Source organism: Coprococcus sp. OM06-34AC (genome assembly GCF_003462545.1).
In the GTDB taxonomy this organism is placed as follows: Bacteria; Bacillota; Clostridia; order Lachnospirales; family Lachnospiraceae; genus Coprococcus; species Coprococcus aceti.
Window position 1 is genome coordinate 585,303 of sequence record NZ_QTZF01000002.1, and the last position, 15,994, is coordinate 601,296.

The window sequence follows — 15,994 nt, forward strand, 5'->3', positions numbered from 1 at the left end:
AATAACAATATACAATCACGTTATGTTTGTAAGGTTATAAACAAATTAGTGAGTTTATAAGATAAAAATGTGGATAACTTGCTATTTTTGTGGATTAAGCTTCTTTATTATGACGTCAACCATCTCGGCAAATTCAGGATCCTTCTCAATCTTATCTTCAACCTTCTGTATATTGCTGTGCACGGTGGAGTGATCCTTTCCTCCAAATGCATCTCCTATACTCTTCAGACCCTTGTCCGTGTACTTTCTGCACAGGTACATGGATATCTGACGGGCAGTGGCTATATCCTGGCTTCTCTTCGTGGATACGATGTCACTGACTGATATATTCGTATGCTCTGAAACCGTGTTGATAATGAGCTCAGGTGTTATGGTCACCTTGGAATCCTTGGATATGAAATCCTTGAGGACGTTCTTGGCAAGTTCCTCAGTGATCTTGATATCTCCGAGCTCTGAATATACGCTGAGCTTGTTGAGCGCACCCTCAAGCTCACGTACGTTGTAGGTTATATTGTTGGCGATATACTCAAATATCTCCTCGCTGATGATATCGGTAAGTCCCTTTATCTCAGCCTTGTTCTTGAGGATAGCCATACGTGTCTCGTAATCAGGAGCGTGGATGTCGATAGGAACACCCCACTCAAATCTTGATCTGAATCTCTCATCCAGAGTCTTGATCTCCTTTGGTGGCTTATCCGACGACAGGATTATCTGCTTACCTTCGTCATGAAGAGCGTTGAAGGTGTCAAAGAATTCCTGCTGCGTACTTGCCTTACCGATCAGGTACTGGATATCATCGATCAGAAGAACATCCACTGTTCTGTATTTGTTCCTGAATTCTTCAGTTTTATTCTTGGAGATTGCTTCTATGATCTCATTTGTGAATTTGTTCGATGGCACATAGAGAACCTTCATATTACTATTGTGCTGGAGTATATAGTGGGCTATGGACTGCATAAGATGAGTCTTGCCCAGTCCTGATCCTCCATACAGGAAAAGTGGATTGAACTTGTCCTGTCCAGGTGAATCGGCAACTGCCAGACATGTTGCGTGAGCGTGCTTGTTACTCTCACCAACAATAAAGTTCTCAAATGTGTAGTCAGGTCTGAGATTGCTCTTGGCAATGGCATCGTTGTAGTCCTCTGAATATGTAGGGGACTTTTCATCCTTTCTCATCTGACTCTCGAGTGTGAATATAACCTGAATTGAATCGTCCTGAAAGAGCTCTCTGAGAACTGTTTCAAGATATATATCAAATAATTTTCTCTTGAGAAATTCTACGCCTCTCTGTCCGTAATCCTCGTCCAGAGTGAAATAGACCTTGTTATCCTCAACTGAATATATCTTGAGAGGTTCGATCCATGTATGGATCATGATATGGGAAATTCCATGTTCATTTTCAAGTATATTCAAAATGTCATTCCACTTGGCTAATATTAAGTCCTTCATCGTAAAAAACCTTCCTCAAAAAAATAATTCTTCCTATTATTAATAACACTATTACATTTTATAATAAATGCACCCCTATTTCAAGCATATTAAGGTTAAAAACAAGATAAATTGCCTTTATTTTGATTTTACATGCTTATACGGTTAGGTACACGTATTTGGGGGTAAAATCAAAATAAACGAGAATAAGGGGCAAAAAAATAAAAAAGTTAATAAAAAATCTTATTTGTGTATAATCCACATGGAATGTTGATAACTTTGTTACATAAGTTTCATAATAATTATTATTTTCAAACTTATGTAAATATAAAAAAATGACTGTTTTATATTTGTGAACATCACAAACAGCGATAAATACTGGGTTTTTTAGAATTAAACCCACAAAAGTAAAAAGTTATCAACAAGTTACCAACAAATTGTGGATAACATTATGTAAAGCGACTGGTAACAAAAATTAAATGCTTACAAAAATGTGATTAATCTATGAAACCACAACATTTTGTGATTAATATTAATGTATCCACCTAATTAATCCAGAACGATTCGTCACCTTTATCAAATAGTGGCTGAAATCCTTATAAAATATAGGAAAAACGGCAAAAAAGGCTTGACTCACATTACCTATTTATTTATAATAGGCAAGTAAATTTGTAAAGAAGGAGGTGTTTTGTAATGAAGATGACATTCCAGCCTAAGAAGAGACAGAGATCTAAGGTTCATGGCTTTAGAAAGAGAATGAGTACTGCTAATGGCAGAAAGGTACTGGCCGCTAGAAGAGCTAAGGGAAGAAAGAAATTATCAGCGTAAGGTCACATGGTTGTGACCTTTTTTTATAGGGTCACAGCAACAGTTTTTCTAATAATCAAAGTTTCGGTGGTTACACAATGAGTAAGATGATTACATTAAAAAACAGCAGAGAGTTTGGCAGTGTGTACAGCACAAAGAATTCGGTAGCCAATAAATATTTAGTTATGTATCTGAGAAGCAACGGCTTGGATTACAACAGACTCGGAATCTCTGTTAGTAAGAAAGTTGGTAACAGTGTGGTAAGACACAGGGTAACCAGATTGATTAGAGAAGCTTACCGATTAAACAGAGCAAATATTGATGTTGGCTATGACATAGTGATAGTAGCCAGACCGTCATCAAAGGACAAGAAATGTCAGGACATTGAGAGTGCTTTGATGCATTTGTGTGGGTTAAAGAAGATAAGCCACATAGGGTAAAGAAATGAAAAAAATATTTATTGGTTTAATCAAATTTTATAGGAAGTATTTGTCACCGCTTAAGGGACATGCTACCTGCAAGTATTTTCCTACTTGTTCGCAGTATGCAATTGAGGCTATCGAAAAGTATGGAGTTTTAAAAGGTGGTCTCCTTGCAGTATGGAGGATACTTAGATGCAATCCTTTTTCAAAAGGAGGATATGATCCAGTTCCATAAAGGAGAAAATTATGTTTCTAACAAGAGAAGATGGTATGATACTCGGACCAGTTTGTTGGCTGCTCGGTAAGATATTCAATTGGATTTACATGTTCGTTGGATTTATTGGAAGCCATATGGGATTCACATACGTCAATCTCAGTGTGTGCGTTATTTTGTTCACATTTGTACTGAGAGGAGCGCTGTTCCCATTATATTTCAAGCAGCAGAGATCAAGTAAGATCATGAGTTTCATCCAGCCTGAGATTGCCAAGGCAACAAAGAAATATAAAGGCAAGACTGATCAGGAATCAATGATGAGGCAGCAGCAGGAAACTCAGAAGATCCAGAAGAAATATGGTGTCAGCATGGCATCAGGATGTCTGACTTCACTTATACAGTTACCTATATTTTACGGTCTGTACAGAGTTATCCAGAATATACCTGCGTATGTTCCATCAATGACAAAGACCTACGGAAAGATTGTAGAGATACTGAGTACCAAGACAGATTATGTCAAGGCTATAAGTGATGTAGCAGGTGAATCGAAGGTAAGCACAGTTACAATGGCATTGAAACAGATGGGTGATGACCCTACAAAGAATCAGATCATTGATGTGCTTGATAAGTTTTCTAAGAGTGATTGGGATAAGCTGATAGCTAATCTTGATCTTACAGGTAATGCTACTCTCACAAGCTATGTTGATCAGTTCCACAATATGAACCAGTTCCTGTTTGGACTGAATATTGCAGATGCACCGGGATGGAAGCTTTCAATAGCTTTGGTGGTTCCTATCGTTTCTGCTCTCATGCAGTTCTTACAGACAAAGATATCCATGAAGTCATCACAGAATAGCAACATGGATAGCAATCAGCAGACAGCCAACAACATGATGAAGGGTATGATGTACTACATGCCTATCATGTCACTTATATTCTGTATAACTCTTCCTATAGCTATCGGTCTTTACTGGATAGTTGGTTCTGTTATTATGATAATATCTCAGCTTATAGTTGATGCTTATTATAATCATCAGGACAAGGATGAGCTGCTTGCAAAGTGTGCCGAGAAGGCTGCCAAGAAGCAGGCAAAGAAGAAGAACCCTGATAAGAAATCTTTCTATGAGAGAATGATGGATGCTCAGAATGGTAACGTTCCAACAGAGAACAGTCAGTCAGAGAATATAAATAAGATGGCTTCTTCAAGACTTAAGAGTTATGTTAATCCTGCACATTCAGTGAATGTTGACAGTGATGATGTAACCCGCAGAGAAAATGTAAACTATAAACCAGGCAGTATAGGAGCTAAGGCGAATATAATGCTTAAGTACCAGAACAATAGCAACGATAAGGGAGGAAATAAATAATGGAATTCTTAGAATTCAAAGGTAAGACCAAAGATGAAGCCCTTATGCAGGCCAGTGTTGAACTTGGAGTCCCTAGTACAGATCTTGAGTATGAAGTTATCAGCGAAGAGACAAAGGGATTTCTTGGTATAGGTTCAAAGCCTTGTATCATAAAGGCAAGAAAAAAGAAGACATTCCTGGACGATGTTAAGGAGTACCTTGACAGCCTGTTCAAGGCTATGGATATCCAGACAGAGATCCAGATGGATTTTGATGAGGAAGAGAATGTTCTGTCTATCAATCTTGAGGGACCAGAGATGGGAATTTTGATTGGAAAGCGTGGACAGACTCTAGATGCTCTTCAGTATATTATAACACTTGCTATCAATAAGAAGAGCGAGTCACGTATCAGAGTTAAGCTCGATACAGAGAACTACAGAGCAAGAAGAAAAGAGACACTTGAGAATCTTGCCAAGAATATAGCATTCAAGGTTAAGAGATCAAAGAGATCATTTGCTCTTGAGCCAATGAATCCTTATGAGAGAAGAATAATCCATGCTACTCTTCAGAACGACAAGTATGTAGCAACCAGAAGCGAGGGCGAGGAGCCATATCGTAAGGTTATTGTATATCTCAAGAAGAAATAATAGTCACGCTGATGCGTGTAAAGATCATCGCAATATTTTATGGTGACAGGAAAGAGATCATTTGAGAAAATGGTCTCTTTTTTGTTGCAGTTTAGTCTTTTTATATGGAAAATGAATTGGTAATGTTGTACACTACATAGATAGGTTGTTTAATCACGGTGAAAGGAAAAGTGTAAGACAGATATGTTCAAGGAAGATACCATTGCAGCTATAACCACCGGTATGAGTAATGCCGGAGTTGGAATAATAAGGATCAGCGGAGACAGGGCATGTGAGATAACAGACATGTTGTTCCGCGCTGCAAATAAAAACAAAAAAGCGGTAAATATGAAATCTTACACTGCTGCATTTGGTGGTGTGTATGAGGATGACAGAATGATAGATGAGGCTATACTTCTGGTCATGAAGGCTCCCCATACGTACACATGTGAGGATGTGTGTGAACTTCAGTGTCACGGAGGTATAGTAGTTCTCCGAAAGATACTTGATCTGGTAATAAAATGTGGTGCAAGGGCAGCCGAACCTGGAGAATTTACAAAGAGAGCATTCCTCGGTGGAAGGATAGATCTGTCACAGGCAGAATCCGTCATGGATTTAATAAATGCAAAAAATGAATTTGCAGCCAGAACGTCTGTGGAGCAGCTTCAGGGAAGACTTAGGGATAAGATCATTGATATGAGAGAACAGATTCTGTACAATGTGGCGTTTATTGAATCTGCTTTGGATGATCCTGAACACTACAGTCTGGATGGTTTTCCACAAAAGTTAGAAATAATTGTGGATAACCTTGTAGATAGTGTGGATAACCTTTTGACAACATTTGACAATGGAAAAGTGTTGTCTGAAGGAATAAATACGGTTATTGTTGGTAAACCGAATGCGGGTAAGTCTTCGCTGATGAATATGTTTGTGGGCGAAGAAAGGGCGATTGTAACAGATATGGCCGGCACAACCAGGGATACGCTCAGTGAAGTGATAAATGTAAGAGGTATAACTCTGAACATAGTTGACACTGCGGGAATAAGAGATACAGATGATGTAGTTGAGAAGATAGGTGTGGATAAGGCATTAGAGTCTGTGGATAAAGCTGATCTTGTGCTCTATGTGGTAGACAGTTCAATTGACCTGGATGAGAACGATCACAGGATCATGTCCAGAATACAGGATAAGAATGTTGTTGTGATACTCAACAAATCTGATCTGGAAAAGAAGATAGACGAATCGGATATTAAGAAATATATAGATGCAGATATAATTCAGTTGTCAGCACTGACCGGTGATGGCAGTGAAGAATTGTATGAGCTTCTGAACAGGATGTTTTTTGAGGGTACACTGACATATAATGATCAGCTTTATATCACTAATACCCGACACAAAAATGAACTTGTGTGCACCAAAAATGCACTGTTAAAGGTTAAAGAAAGCATAGATATGGGAATGGAGGAAGACTTTTTCTCCATTGATCTCATGGATGCGTATGAACATCTCGGTTTGATAATAGGTGAAACTGCCAGAGATGATCTGGCTGATAAGATATTTAAGGAATTCTGTATGGGAAAATAGATTGCAGGATATAAGGTACTGGAAGGAGGACATTTGTATGCCTGTTTTGAATGAAGAATATGATGTGGTAGTTGTGGGGGCAGGACATGCAGGATGTGAGGCAGCTCTTGCAAGTGCAAGACTTGGTCTGAATACTATTATTTTTACGGTGAGTATGGACAGTGTGGCCATGATGCCATGTAATCCGAATGTAGGAGGAAGCTCTAAGGGACATCTGGTAAGGGAAATAGATGCACTTGGCGGAGAGATGGGCAAGAATATAGACAAGACGTATATTCAGTCAAAGATGCTTAATGCGTCTAAGGGTCCGGCGGTTCACTCTCTTCGTGCCCAGGCAGACAAGGCAAATTATTCCAGAACCATGAAGCACACCCTTGAGAATACAGATAATCTCACATTGAGACAGGCAGAGGTGTCGGAAATTATCATCGAGGATAATGTGGTTAAGGGTGTAAAGACATATTCGGGAGCAGCTTATTTTGCAAAGGCTGTGGTTTTGTGTACAGGAACATACCTCAAGGCTAGATGTATATACGGAGATGTCGTATATCACACCGGACCTAATGGACTTATGGCAGCTAATTATTTGTCAGATTCCATGAAGAATGCAGGGATAGAGATAAGAAGATTCAAGACGGGAACCCCTGCCAGACTGGATAAAAGAACGATAGATTTTTCTCAGATGGAGGAACAGAAGGGCGATGAGAAGATAGTTCCATTCTCATTTACAAATACTGAGGCGGATATAAGACGTGATCAAATATCATGCTGGCTCTGTTACACAAATGAGAAGACACATGAGATAATCAGAGATAATATAGACAGATCACCTCTGTTTTCAGGCGTGATCGAGGGTACAGGACCAAGATACTGCCCTTCTATTGAGGATAAGGTTACGAAATTCCCTGATAAGACCAGACATCAGATATTTATTGAGCCTGAGGGTGAATATACGAATGAGATGTATATGGGTGGAATGAGCAGCTCTCTTCCTGAGGATGTTCAGTATGAGATGATACACAGCATGAAGGGACTGGAGAATGCAAAGATAATAAGGAATGCTTATGCCATCGAGTATGATTGTATAAATGCCATTAACTTAAAACCTTCTCTGGAGTTTAAGAGTGTATCAGGACTTTTTGGTGCCGGCCAGATAAATGGAAGTTCAGGATATGAGGAGGCTGCAGCCCAGGGGATAATGGCAGGAATCAATGCTGCCAGAAAAGTACAGGGCAAGGAAGCGGTGGTTCTTGACAGATCACAGGCATATATAGGAGTTCTTATAGATGATCTTGTCACAAAAGAGACATCGGAGCCATACAGAATGATGACATCCAGAGCTGAGTACAGACTTCTTCTCAGACAGGATAACGCTGATCTGAGACTCACGGAGATCGGACATGAGATCGGTCTTATAGATGACAAGAGATATGCTGCATTTACAAAGAAGAGACAACAGATAATGGATGAGATACAGAGACTTGAGAGCACCATGGTTGGAGCAAATTCAACCATACAGAAGTTCCTTGAGGATCTTGGAAGTACAGGGCTTAAGACTGCTGCATCTCTTGCAGAACTTATAAGAAGACCGGAACTGTCATATGAGGCGATTGAACCAATAGATGAGGGAAGAACCAAACTTCCGGATGATGTTATAGAACAGATAAATATAACCATAAAATATCAGGGATATATAGACAGACAGAATCAGCAGGTAAATCAGTTTAAGAAGCTGGAGAAGAAAAAGCTGCCGGCAGATATTGACTATAATGATATATCAAATCTCAGAATCGAGGCCAGACAGAAGCTGTCTCTCATCAGACCTGAAAATATTGGACAGGCGTCAAGAATATCAGGAGTTTCTCCGGCTGATATATCAGTATTGCTGGTGTATCTCAAGATGAAGGGTAGAGACTAAACTGGTATAGAAGTTATTCAGAATAATTTGTTGAAGGAGAACAATATGGACAGATTAAATTCCATAACAAAACAGTTTGGTCTGGAATTGAGTGATAAGCAGATAGAACAATTTTCAAAATATTATGATATTCTGGTTGAGTGGAATAAGGTAATGAATCTTACAGCCATAACTGAGAAGGAAGATGTAATAATAAAGCATTTTGCTGACAGTCTGCTTCTTTCAAAGTATAAAGATCTTCATGAGAATATTGACGTTATAGATGTTGGTACAGGTGCAGGATTTCCGGGAATTCCTCTGAAGATTGCTTTTCCAGAGCTGAATATAACACTTATGGATTCGTTGAATAAGAGATTAAAGTTCCTCGATGAAGTTATAGATGAACTTGGACTGCAGGATATCCACACTGTTCATTCAAGAGCAGAGGATGGAGGTAGAGATGAGATGCATAGAGAAAAATATGATCTGGCTGTATCCAGGGCAGTTGCCAATCTTGCAACTCTGTCGGAATGGTGTATTCCATTTGTCAAGCCGGGTGGATATTTTGTATCTTATAAGTCAAATGCTTTGCCGGAAGAGATGCGGGATGGAAAGAAAGCAATCAGGATTCTTGGGGGACAGGTCGAGAACATATTTAATACGAATATACCGGAGACCAATAACCAGAGAAGCTTTGTGTTTGTAAAGAAGATTGCAAATACAGACAACAAGTACCCGAGAAAAGCGGGAGCTGCTAAAAAGCCAATAGCATAAAAAAATAAAACAGCCTCAAATGGCTGTTTTATTTTTTAGTTTGAAGATTTCATATGTCTTTTTTCTTTTCTTTTTTCACGAATATCTTCCTGTTTTTGTTTAATTGCCTCTATACCCTGTTTGTCGATAGGTTTTATTGTCTTGTGAACATAATAGTTATTGTTTACAGATTTGAATTTTATCTTGCCACAAAAATAACCATGCATCCAGCATTTTCCAACACACATGTACGATGATGGACTATTTGCAAACCAGTCAATATGTGTCTTGACCTTCTTGCTGCATTTGTAACAACGAATCTGAGTTACTTTTTCATCGTCCAGTGCTGCATGTTTATTTCTGAAACCCCTTGAGATATATTCGTACTGGTTATTATGAGATACTTCAATCTCTTCTTCTTTATTCTTAGGTGTTATATAGAGATCAAAGCTGTAAAGCTGATTTATATTCTTGGCTTTCATCTCTTTCATAACAAGTGCGGTGTATCTTGCATCGTTGAGAGCTGTGTGAAATGGTTCATTTTCCGGAATATTCATCTCACTGACCGCTTTTTCAAGTTTACTCATACTCTGAGGTATTCCTGAGGTATTCGTAACGCTTGCATATATACTTTGGAGATTCAGAAACTTAAGTGGCCTAGGAAGCTTGTCCATATAATAAAAGTCCATATTAGTCTGAAGCTCTGTGAGGTCCATAGGTCCCCATGTGCAGAATATGTAATCTTTTCCACACCAGTCAAGAAATTCTGAACAGACTTCCTTGAATCCTCTTCCGAGACTCAGGTCATCCTCATCATAGTTCAGAATTGTTCTGATCTTTGAATGTAATTTCTTATAAATTTTTGGTTTGATAAGACTTGAGTATTCGTCAATGATGTTGAGATTCTTATCTACCTTAACGGCACCAATCTCTATAATTTCAAAAGGCATACGTGGATGCTCACCCATATGCCCATTGTAGCTTTGATTCCATTCAAGATCCATAACAATATAATTCATAGTCATGTCCCTTTAGAAAATTTATTAGTGAAAAATAGTGCACCTGACGGGATTCGAACCCACGACCTTCCGCTTAGGAGGCGGACGCTCTATCCTGCTGAGCTACAGATGCACATCAATTATAAGTGTAACATTTATAGAGTTTATAGTCAAGGATTAACTATATGCCCCTGAAGCCACACATCACCCTTGAATCTTCTTCCCGGAGCAGGTTCACCCAGAAGATGGTTTTTGTTGATCGCTACGGTAAATGTCAGATCATTGCTTTCTACATCAATCAGATATATCGATTCATTTGTATAGCTGTTGGTTGTCTCGATATATGATGTGATAGTTCCTATAACTGCGTAGTGATCAGTCTCAATACCGACAGGCATGAAGCTTGATTTCACTATGGACAGAACATCCTCTTTGTGAGTCCTTCTTCCAATGGTGTTATAGGTGTCCATATCTTCGAGAGTAAGACTTTCTATTGCGTCCGGATCACCCTTCTTTGCAGCCTCGATGAGTTTACTTCTCTTTGCATTGCCATAGGATGTATTTTTATCACTGTGATCATCCACATCAAGAATGATCATACCATTTACTGACAGACCGGAAAAATACGCCTTTGAAAAGTACTTGTTTGATCTGTTCATCCACAATGATTTTTCATAGTCTGCTATGTTGGTTATGAAGAAAATAAGAGTCATTCCAAGACTGAAATCACTGCTAACACCGGCATATGCTCTCTTGTCAGAATATTTCTCAACGTATATATTTTCGTCATCGGTCAAAAGCTTTGATGTGACGTAAGGAAAGTAATACTCAATGGATATTGAGCCATCCTTTGACATTTCACCTACAAGCGATATTCCAAATCTCTCCCCAAAGTCTTTGCTGAATTGTACAAGACAGGTGTCAGCACTTATAGTTGATATAAATTTCCTGTCAGGCGATTCAAGGATCTGCCTGTATATAGGTTCAAGCTGCTGTCTGTTTTTTATGTTAGTAAAGCCTATAGATGGAAGAAAACTATGCATTCCGACACCTCCCTTGTTGTATGTTTTTATTTATATTATTACTTTTCTGTCTTCTCAAGATACTCTTTTCCACCCATGTATGGACGAAGCTTCTCTGGAATTCTGACTCTTCCGTCAGCCTGGAGATTGTTCTCAAGGAAAGCGATAAGCATTCTTGGTGGGGCAACAACTGTATTGTTGAGTGTATGAGCGAGATACTTCTTGCCATCCTCGCCCTTTACTCTGATCTGAAGTCTTCTTGCCTGTGCATCGCCAAGGTTTGAGCAGCTTCCAACCTCGAAGTATTTCTTCTGACGAGGTGACCATGCCTCAACATCTACAGACTTAACCTTGAGATCTGCAAGATCTCCAGAACAACACTCAAGTGTTCTTACAGGGATATCCATTGATCTGAAGAGATCAACTGTGTTCTGCCACAGCTTGTCAAACCACATCTTGCTGTCCTCAGGCTTACATACAACGATCATTTCCTGCTTCTCAAACTGATGGATTCTGTATACACCTCTCTCCTCAATTCCGTGAGCACCCTTCTCTTTTCTGAAGCAAGGTGAGTAGCTTGTAAGAGTCTTTGGAAGCTCATCCTCAGGAATGATTGTGTCGATGAACTTACCGATCATTGAGTGCTCTGAAGTTCCGATGAGATACAGATCCTCACCCTCAATCTTATACATCATGGCATCCATCTCAGCAAAGCTCATAACACCTGTGACAACGTTGCTTCTGATCATGAAAGGTGGAATACAATATGTGAATCCTCTGTCTATCATGAAATCTCTTGCGTATGAGATAATAGCAGAGTGAAGTCTTGCTATGTCGCCCATGAGATAGTAGAAGCCGTTTCCTGCAACTTTTCTTGCTGAATCGAGGTCAATTCCTCCAAGTGCCTCCATGATATCTGCATGATAAGGAATCTCAAAGTCAGGAACAACAGGCTCACCATACTTCTGAACCTCTACATTCTCTGAGTCATCCTTTCCTATAGGAACTGATGGATCAATGATGTTAGGAATTATCATCATGATCTTCTTAACCTTCTCCTTGAGCTCAGGCTCTAAAGCTTCAAGCTCCTTGAGTCTTGCTGATGTCTCAGCAACCTGCTTCTTAACTTCCTCAGCCTCTTCCTTCTTTCCCTGAGCCATAAGAGCACCGATCTGCTTTGCTATTGCATTCTTGTTTGCTCTGAGTGTATCAGCTTCCTGCTGAGCAGCACGAGCCTGTTTGTCAAGCTCTATTACTTCATCGACAAGTGGAAGTTTGTCATTCTGGAATTTATTCTTTATATTCTGTTTTACTACGTCTGGGTTTTCTCTTAAGAATTTAATATCAATCATGATATCCTCCTATTAAATATATAAATTTATTTGAAAATATATTATAATAATGTAGCTACATAATATATTTTCATGTTTTTGTTCCTTTTTATTTTCTTGTTTATTTTATAAATCTTGTTCTTATCGTTTTAGCGATTTTACGTTTTATACGCTTTTGTGTTTTATATACTTTTGTGCTTTATACGCTTTTCTATTTTATGTGTTTCATACACATTTGTACGTTGCATGTTTTGTATAATAATTTTTTGAAATATGGTTATTTTAGTTTGTTTTCAGCTATTTCATCCTCGAGGGTTTTAGCTCGTTCAATAGCCTCTTTTTCCTCTTCTGACAGTGCAACATATGCTTCACCACCTATGATCTCTTTTGCATAGTTAAAACAGCCTTCTCTGGTATGCATACAGTTGAGTACGACACCATTGTTCTCTGTATCCAGAAGAGCAAGTGCAAAACTTAGATTACCACCCATTCCTTCAAATGCATTATACTTTACAAGACCAATTTTACTGACACATGCTGAAAGATGACTCTGTATTTCCTTATGTTCCTTTGTGAGTCGCTTGGAATTGTTTTTTACAGCATCCATCTCAGCGAATCTTTTCATGATAATATCTTCAAGATCACCTGCCTGAGTTCCGCTCAACAGCCTTTTTATCTGTTTGTTTCTATTTTTAATATTGCCCATCAATATGAATAATAGTACAAACAAGGCTATTATGAGAACCAGCATACCAATTAGTATGTAGGCAGGATCAATACCTATTTTTTGTAATATGGAACTTTCCATTATAATATTGTCCTTCCTTGATTGTGCATATGTATGATGCAGATGGTTACTACATCATTTCTTTATTGATTGAGTAAAGCATCTCTGTTATTCGGTCAAGCTCGTCCTGAGAATAGTAGTTTATCTCAATTTTGCCTTTGTCGTTATTAGATGCCTTGATAGCTATCTTTGCACCTAAAATTGACTTTAATTTGTTCTCTATATCAGAATAGAAGACGGATAAATCCTTTTGAGGCTTCTGTTTTTCCTCTTTTTCCGGCTTTTTCTCCAGAATTGCCTTTACATATGCCTCTGTTTCTCTAACACTGAGCTTCTGATCGTATACAATTGCAGCCGTTTCGTACTGTAATTTAGGATCTTCTATAGGAATAAGTGCTCTGGCATGTCCTGTTGATATCATATTATACATGACCATCTGTCTTACATCCTCGCAAAGCTTCAGAAGTCGGAGAGAATTGGTTATTGTTGATCTGCTTTTTGATACTCTCTCTGCAACTTCTTCCTGCTTGAGATTATATTCCGATATAAGAGCTTCGTAAGCCTCAGCTTCTTCAATTGGATTCAGATCTTCTCTCTGAATATTCTCTATAAGAGAAATCTCCATTATTTCTTTGTCAGTATAATCACGTATAACTACAGGAACTTCCTTTATTCCTGCCATTCTGGCAGCTCTCCAACGTCTTTCACCTGCAATTATCTCATAATAATCGCCTTTTTTAGTGACAATCAGAGGCTCAAGAACACCATATTTCTTAATGGAATCAGATAATTCCTGTAATGCTTCTTCATCAAACTGCTTTCTTGGCTGTGACTTATTTGGCTCAATGAGATTGATCTTAATCTTCTGTTCAACCTCTTTTACAACTTCCTTCACAACCTCTTTGGTTACTGTTTTTACCTCTTTACTTGTGTTTTCAGATGAGTTTTGCTGATTATTTCTACTTCGGGACGGCTTTGAAGCCTCTGAAGTGCCTAAAAGGTCGTTCAAACCTCTTCCTAAACCTTTTTTCTGTGCCATATTAGCCCTCCATTATCTATAGTAGTCATTTTCTATAACTTCATCTGCCAACATCATATAATGCTCAGCTCCGGCTGATCTTGGATCATACTCAATTATTGGCATTCCGTAACTTGGCGCTTCAGCAAGTCTGACATTTCTCGGTATAACTGTGTTGTATATGTGTTGTTTGAGGTTTTCTTTTACATTTTCAACAACCTGAACTGATAAATTGGTTCTTGAGTCAAACATTGTAAATACAACACCTTCTATAGTAAGAAGTCTGTTCAGATTTTTTCTTATCAGTTCGATAGTGTATACCAACTGTGAGAGACCATCCAGTGCGAAAAATTCACATTGAATAGGTACAAGTACCGTATTTGCTGCTGTAAGAGCATTTACAGTAAGCATTCCAAGTGCAGGAGGACAATCAATGATAACGTAATCAAATTTGTTCTTTACCTTCTTGATATGTGTCTTAAGAATGTGCTGCATATCCTCCATTCCGACAAATTCAACCTCAGCACCTGCCAGTTCTCTGTTGGCAGGAATGAGATTAAGACCAGGATATACGTTTATGAGCATACATTCTCCTATGTTGCACTCATTTCTCAACATATCATAGACTGTGTATTCAAGAGAATCCCTGTCTACACCTAATCCACTTGTCATATTGCCCTGTGGATCCATATCAACGGCCAGAACCTTTTTACCCTTTGCTGCCAGACATGCGGCAAGGTTTATGGCTGTTGTTGTCTTGCCAACGCCACCTTTCTGGTTAGCAATCGCTATAATTCTGCCCATTTTGTCTCCTTTTCATTCAAAAAAAGAATGTTTCACGTGAAACATTGTTGTTTGCTTATTTAATATAGATAAAATATGATGATATTTTATATTATAAATAGTGCTTGTCTATTATAGCACTTATAAAGTGCTAATTCTACAAAATACAGAAAAAATATGATGTTTAATAAAATGTTTCACGTGAAACATTCTATTATCTAATGAATGGATAATATCGTATACAAAGTGGCAATTAAACTGTGTAAAATCTGATAAATAGTGTGTGCATGTTTTGTATTCGTTATATGGGTAAAGTTTCACGTGAAACATTTTATAATTGAATTAATGGTTAAAAAGGTAAGTAAAGTATTGACTATGCTTGAAAGTTCTGGAAATTCTTTGAAAAAATCAGAATAATAGACAAGAAAGTACAATTATTATATGTGGATTACTTAGATATATAAATATTATATGTAATGATGAAAATGTTTCACGTGAAACATGAATATTATCAAATAAATCAGAAAAGTAGTTCATGGAGTGATAATTGAGTCGTAAAATACTTTGTAATAATGTAAATGAATAATAAGGTAGAAGAAACGACAAACAAGATGTAAAAGATTTATAAGTGTAGAAAACAAATGCATGCGATATCTGAAGTTTGAGTTGAAATACATTTATCATAAAGTTTCACGTGAAACATTCAAATATATATAATATTAAAGCAAAATTAAATATACAAATGATCTATTTATTGAAATTAATTAAATCACCATATAATTTATTATTTAACAGCTTTAAAGAGTCTGTATTCATAAAAACGCAATGTAGAATATAGAAGTATATAAAGGAATAGAATAGAAGAGATTATATAATACGTAATATGGTTAGAAATATGATTTTGTTATTGCAATAAACAATATCTTCACAAAGAGAACTGTAAAACTTAGAAAAACAAGAGAAGAATACCTAAAAATA

Annotated in this window: 15 protein-coding genes and 1 tRNA gene; 8 read left to right on the forward strand and 8 right to left on the reverse strand. The window is 37.8% G+C overall.

The features are described 5' to 3' along the window. Positions 1-81: 81 nt before the first annotated feature. Positions 82-1,449 (reverse strand): chromosomal replication initiator protein DnaA, encoded by a 1,368-nt coding sequence (gene dnaA, locus DXB91_RS05775; RefSeq protein WP_022217383.1) that lies wholly within the window; start codon positions 1,447-1,449, stop codon positions 82-84. Between the two features lie 672 nt (positions 1,450-2,121). Here dnaA and rpmH point away from each other — a divergent pair. The 8 genes from rpmH to rsmG all read left to right on the forward strand — a co-directional run bounded on the left by rpmH (position 2,122) and on the right by rsmG (position 9,098). After that, the gene (rpmH, locus tag DXB91_RS05780; RefSeq protein WP_004852723.1) at positions 2,122-2,256 is read left to right on the forward strand and encodes a 50S ribosomal protein L34; all 135 of its coding nucleotides are present in this window, start codon (positions 2,122-2,124) and stop codon (positions 2,254-2,256) included. 77 nt (positions 2,257-2,333) lie between these two features. Then, entirely contained in the window at positions 2,334-2,675 is a 342-nt protein-coding gene (rnpA, locus tag DXB91_RS05785; protein WP_022217384.1) for a ribonuclease P protein component, read from the forward strand. Between the two features lie 4 nt (positions 2,676-2,679). Continuing rightward, entirely contained in the window at positions 2,680-2,892 is a 213-nt protein-coding gene (yidD, locus tag DXB91_RS05790; RefSeq protein ID WP_022217385.1) for a membrane protein insertion efficiency factor YidD, read from the forward strand. Between the two features lie 11 nt (positions 2,893-2,903). After that, on the forward strand, positions 2,904-4,238 hold the full coding sequence (locus tag DXB91_RS05795; protein WP_118017036.1) for a YidC/Oxa1 family membrane protein insertase: 1,335 nt from the start codon (positions 2,904-2,906) through the stop codon (positions 4,236-4,238). After that, the gene (jag, locus tag DXB91_RS05800) at positions 4,238-4,864 is read left to right on the forward strand and encodes an RNA-binding cell elongation regulator Jag/EloR (RefSeq protein WP_022217387.1); all 627 of its coding nucleotides are present in this window, start codon (positions 4,238-4,240) and stop codon (positions 4,862-4,864) included. Before DXB91_RS05795 ends, jag begins: the two co-directional genes overlap by 1 nt. 183 nt (positions 4,865-5,047) lie before the next feature. Further along, positions 5,048-6,427, forward strand: a complete 1,380-nt coding sequence (gene mnmE / locus DXB91_RS05805; protein ID WP_118017037.1) for a tRNA uridine-5-carboxymethylaminomethyl(34) synthesis GTPase MnmE — start codon at positions 5,048-5,050, stop codon at positions 6,425-6,427. 37 nt (positions 6,428-6,464) lie between these two features. Continuing rightward, positions 6,465-8,345, forward strand: coding sequence for a tRNA uridine-5-carboxymethylaminomethyl(34) synthesis enzyme MnmG (gene mnmG, locus DXB91_RS05810; RefSeq protein ID WP_118017038.1), 1,881 nt, complete (start codon positions 6,465-6,467; stop codon positions 8,343-8,345). A 45-nt stretch (positions 8,346-8,390) separates the two neighbouring features. Then, positions 8,391-9,098 (forward strand): 16S rRNA (guanine(527)-N(7))-methyltransferase RsmG, encoded by a 708-nt coding sequence (gene rsmG, locus DXB91_RS05815; protein WP_015534426.1) that lies wholly within the window; start codon positions 8,391-8,393, stop codon positions 9,096-9,098. A gap of 35 nt (positions 9,099-9,133) precedes the next feature. Here the strand turns inward: rsmG and DXB91_RS05820 are convergent, their stop codons facing one another. From DXB91_RS05820 to DXB91_RS05850, 7 genes are all read right to left on the reverse strand, one after another. Beyond that, a complete protein-coding gene (locus tag DXB91_RS05820) occupies positions 9,134-10,096 on the reverse strand; it encodes a 3'-5' exonuclease (RefSeq protein WP_022217390.1) in 963 nt (320 codons plus the stop codon). Positions 10,097-10,134: 38 nt separating this feature from the next. Next, positions 10,135-10,208: transfer RNA gene (locus DXB91_RS05825), tRNA-Arg, on the reverse strand. Between the two features lie 37 nt (positions 10,209-10,245). Continuing rightward, positions 10,246-11,118 (reverse strand): DUF3881 family protein, encoded by an 873-nt coding sequence (locus tag DXB91_RS05830; protein WP_015534425.1) that lies wholly within the window; start codon positions 11,116-11,118, stop codon positions 10,246-10,248. Positions 11,119-11,156: 38 nt separating this feature from the next. Beyond that, entirely contained in the window at positions 11,157-12,449 is a 1,293-nt protein-coding gene (gene serS / locus DXB91_RS05835; RefSeq protein WP_118017039.1) for a serine--tRNA ligase, read from the reverse strand. Between the two features lie 256 nt (positions 12,450-12,705). Beyond that, complete coding sequence (locus DXB91_RS05840; RefSeq protein ID WP_022217392.1) at positions 12,706-13,236, reverse strand: DUF4446 family protein; 531 nt, start codon at positions 13,234-13,236, stop codon at positions 12,706-12,708. A 49-nt stretch (positions 13,237-13,285) separates the two neighbouring features. After that, positions 13,286-14,254 carry a ParB/RepB/Spo0J family partition protein gene (locus DXB91_RS05845; protein WP_022217393.1) on the reverse strand — a complete coding sequence of 323 codons (969 nt, stop codon included), beginning with the start codon at positions 14,252-14,254 and terminating at the stop codon, positions 13,286-13,288. Between the two features lie 12 nt (positions 14,255-14,266). Then, the gene (locus tag DXB91_RS05850) at positions 14,267-15,037 is read right to left on the reverse strand and encodes a ParA family protein (protein WP_022217394.1); all 771 of its coding nucleotides are present in this window, start codon (positions 15,035-15,037) and stop codon (positions 14,267-14,269) included. Positions 15,038-15,994: the final 957 nt, after the last annotated feature.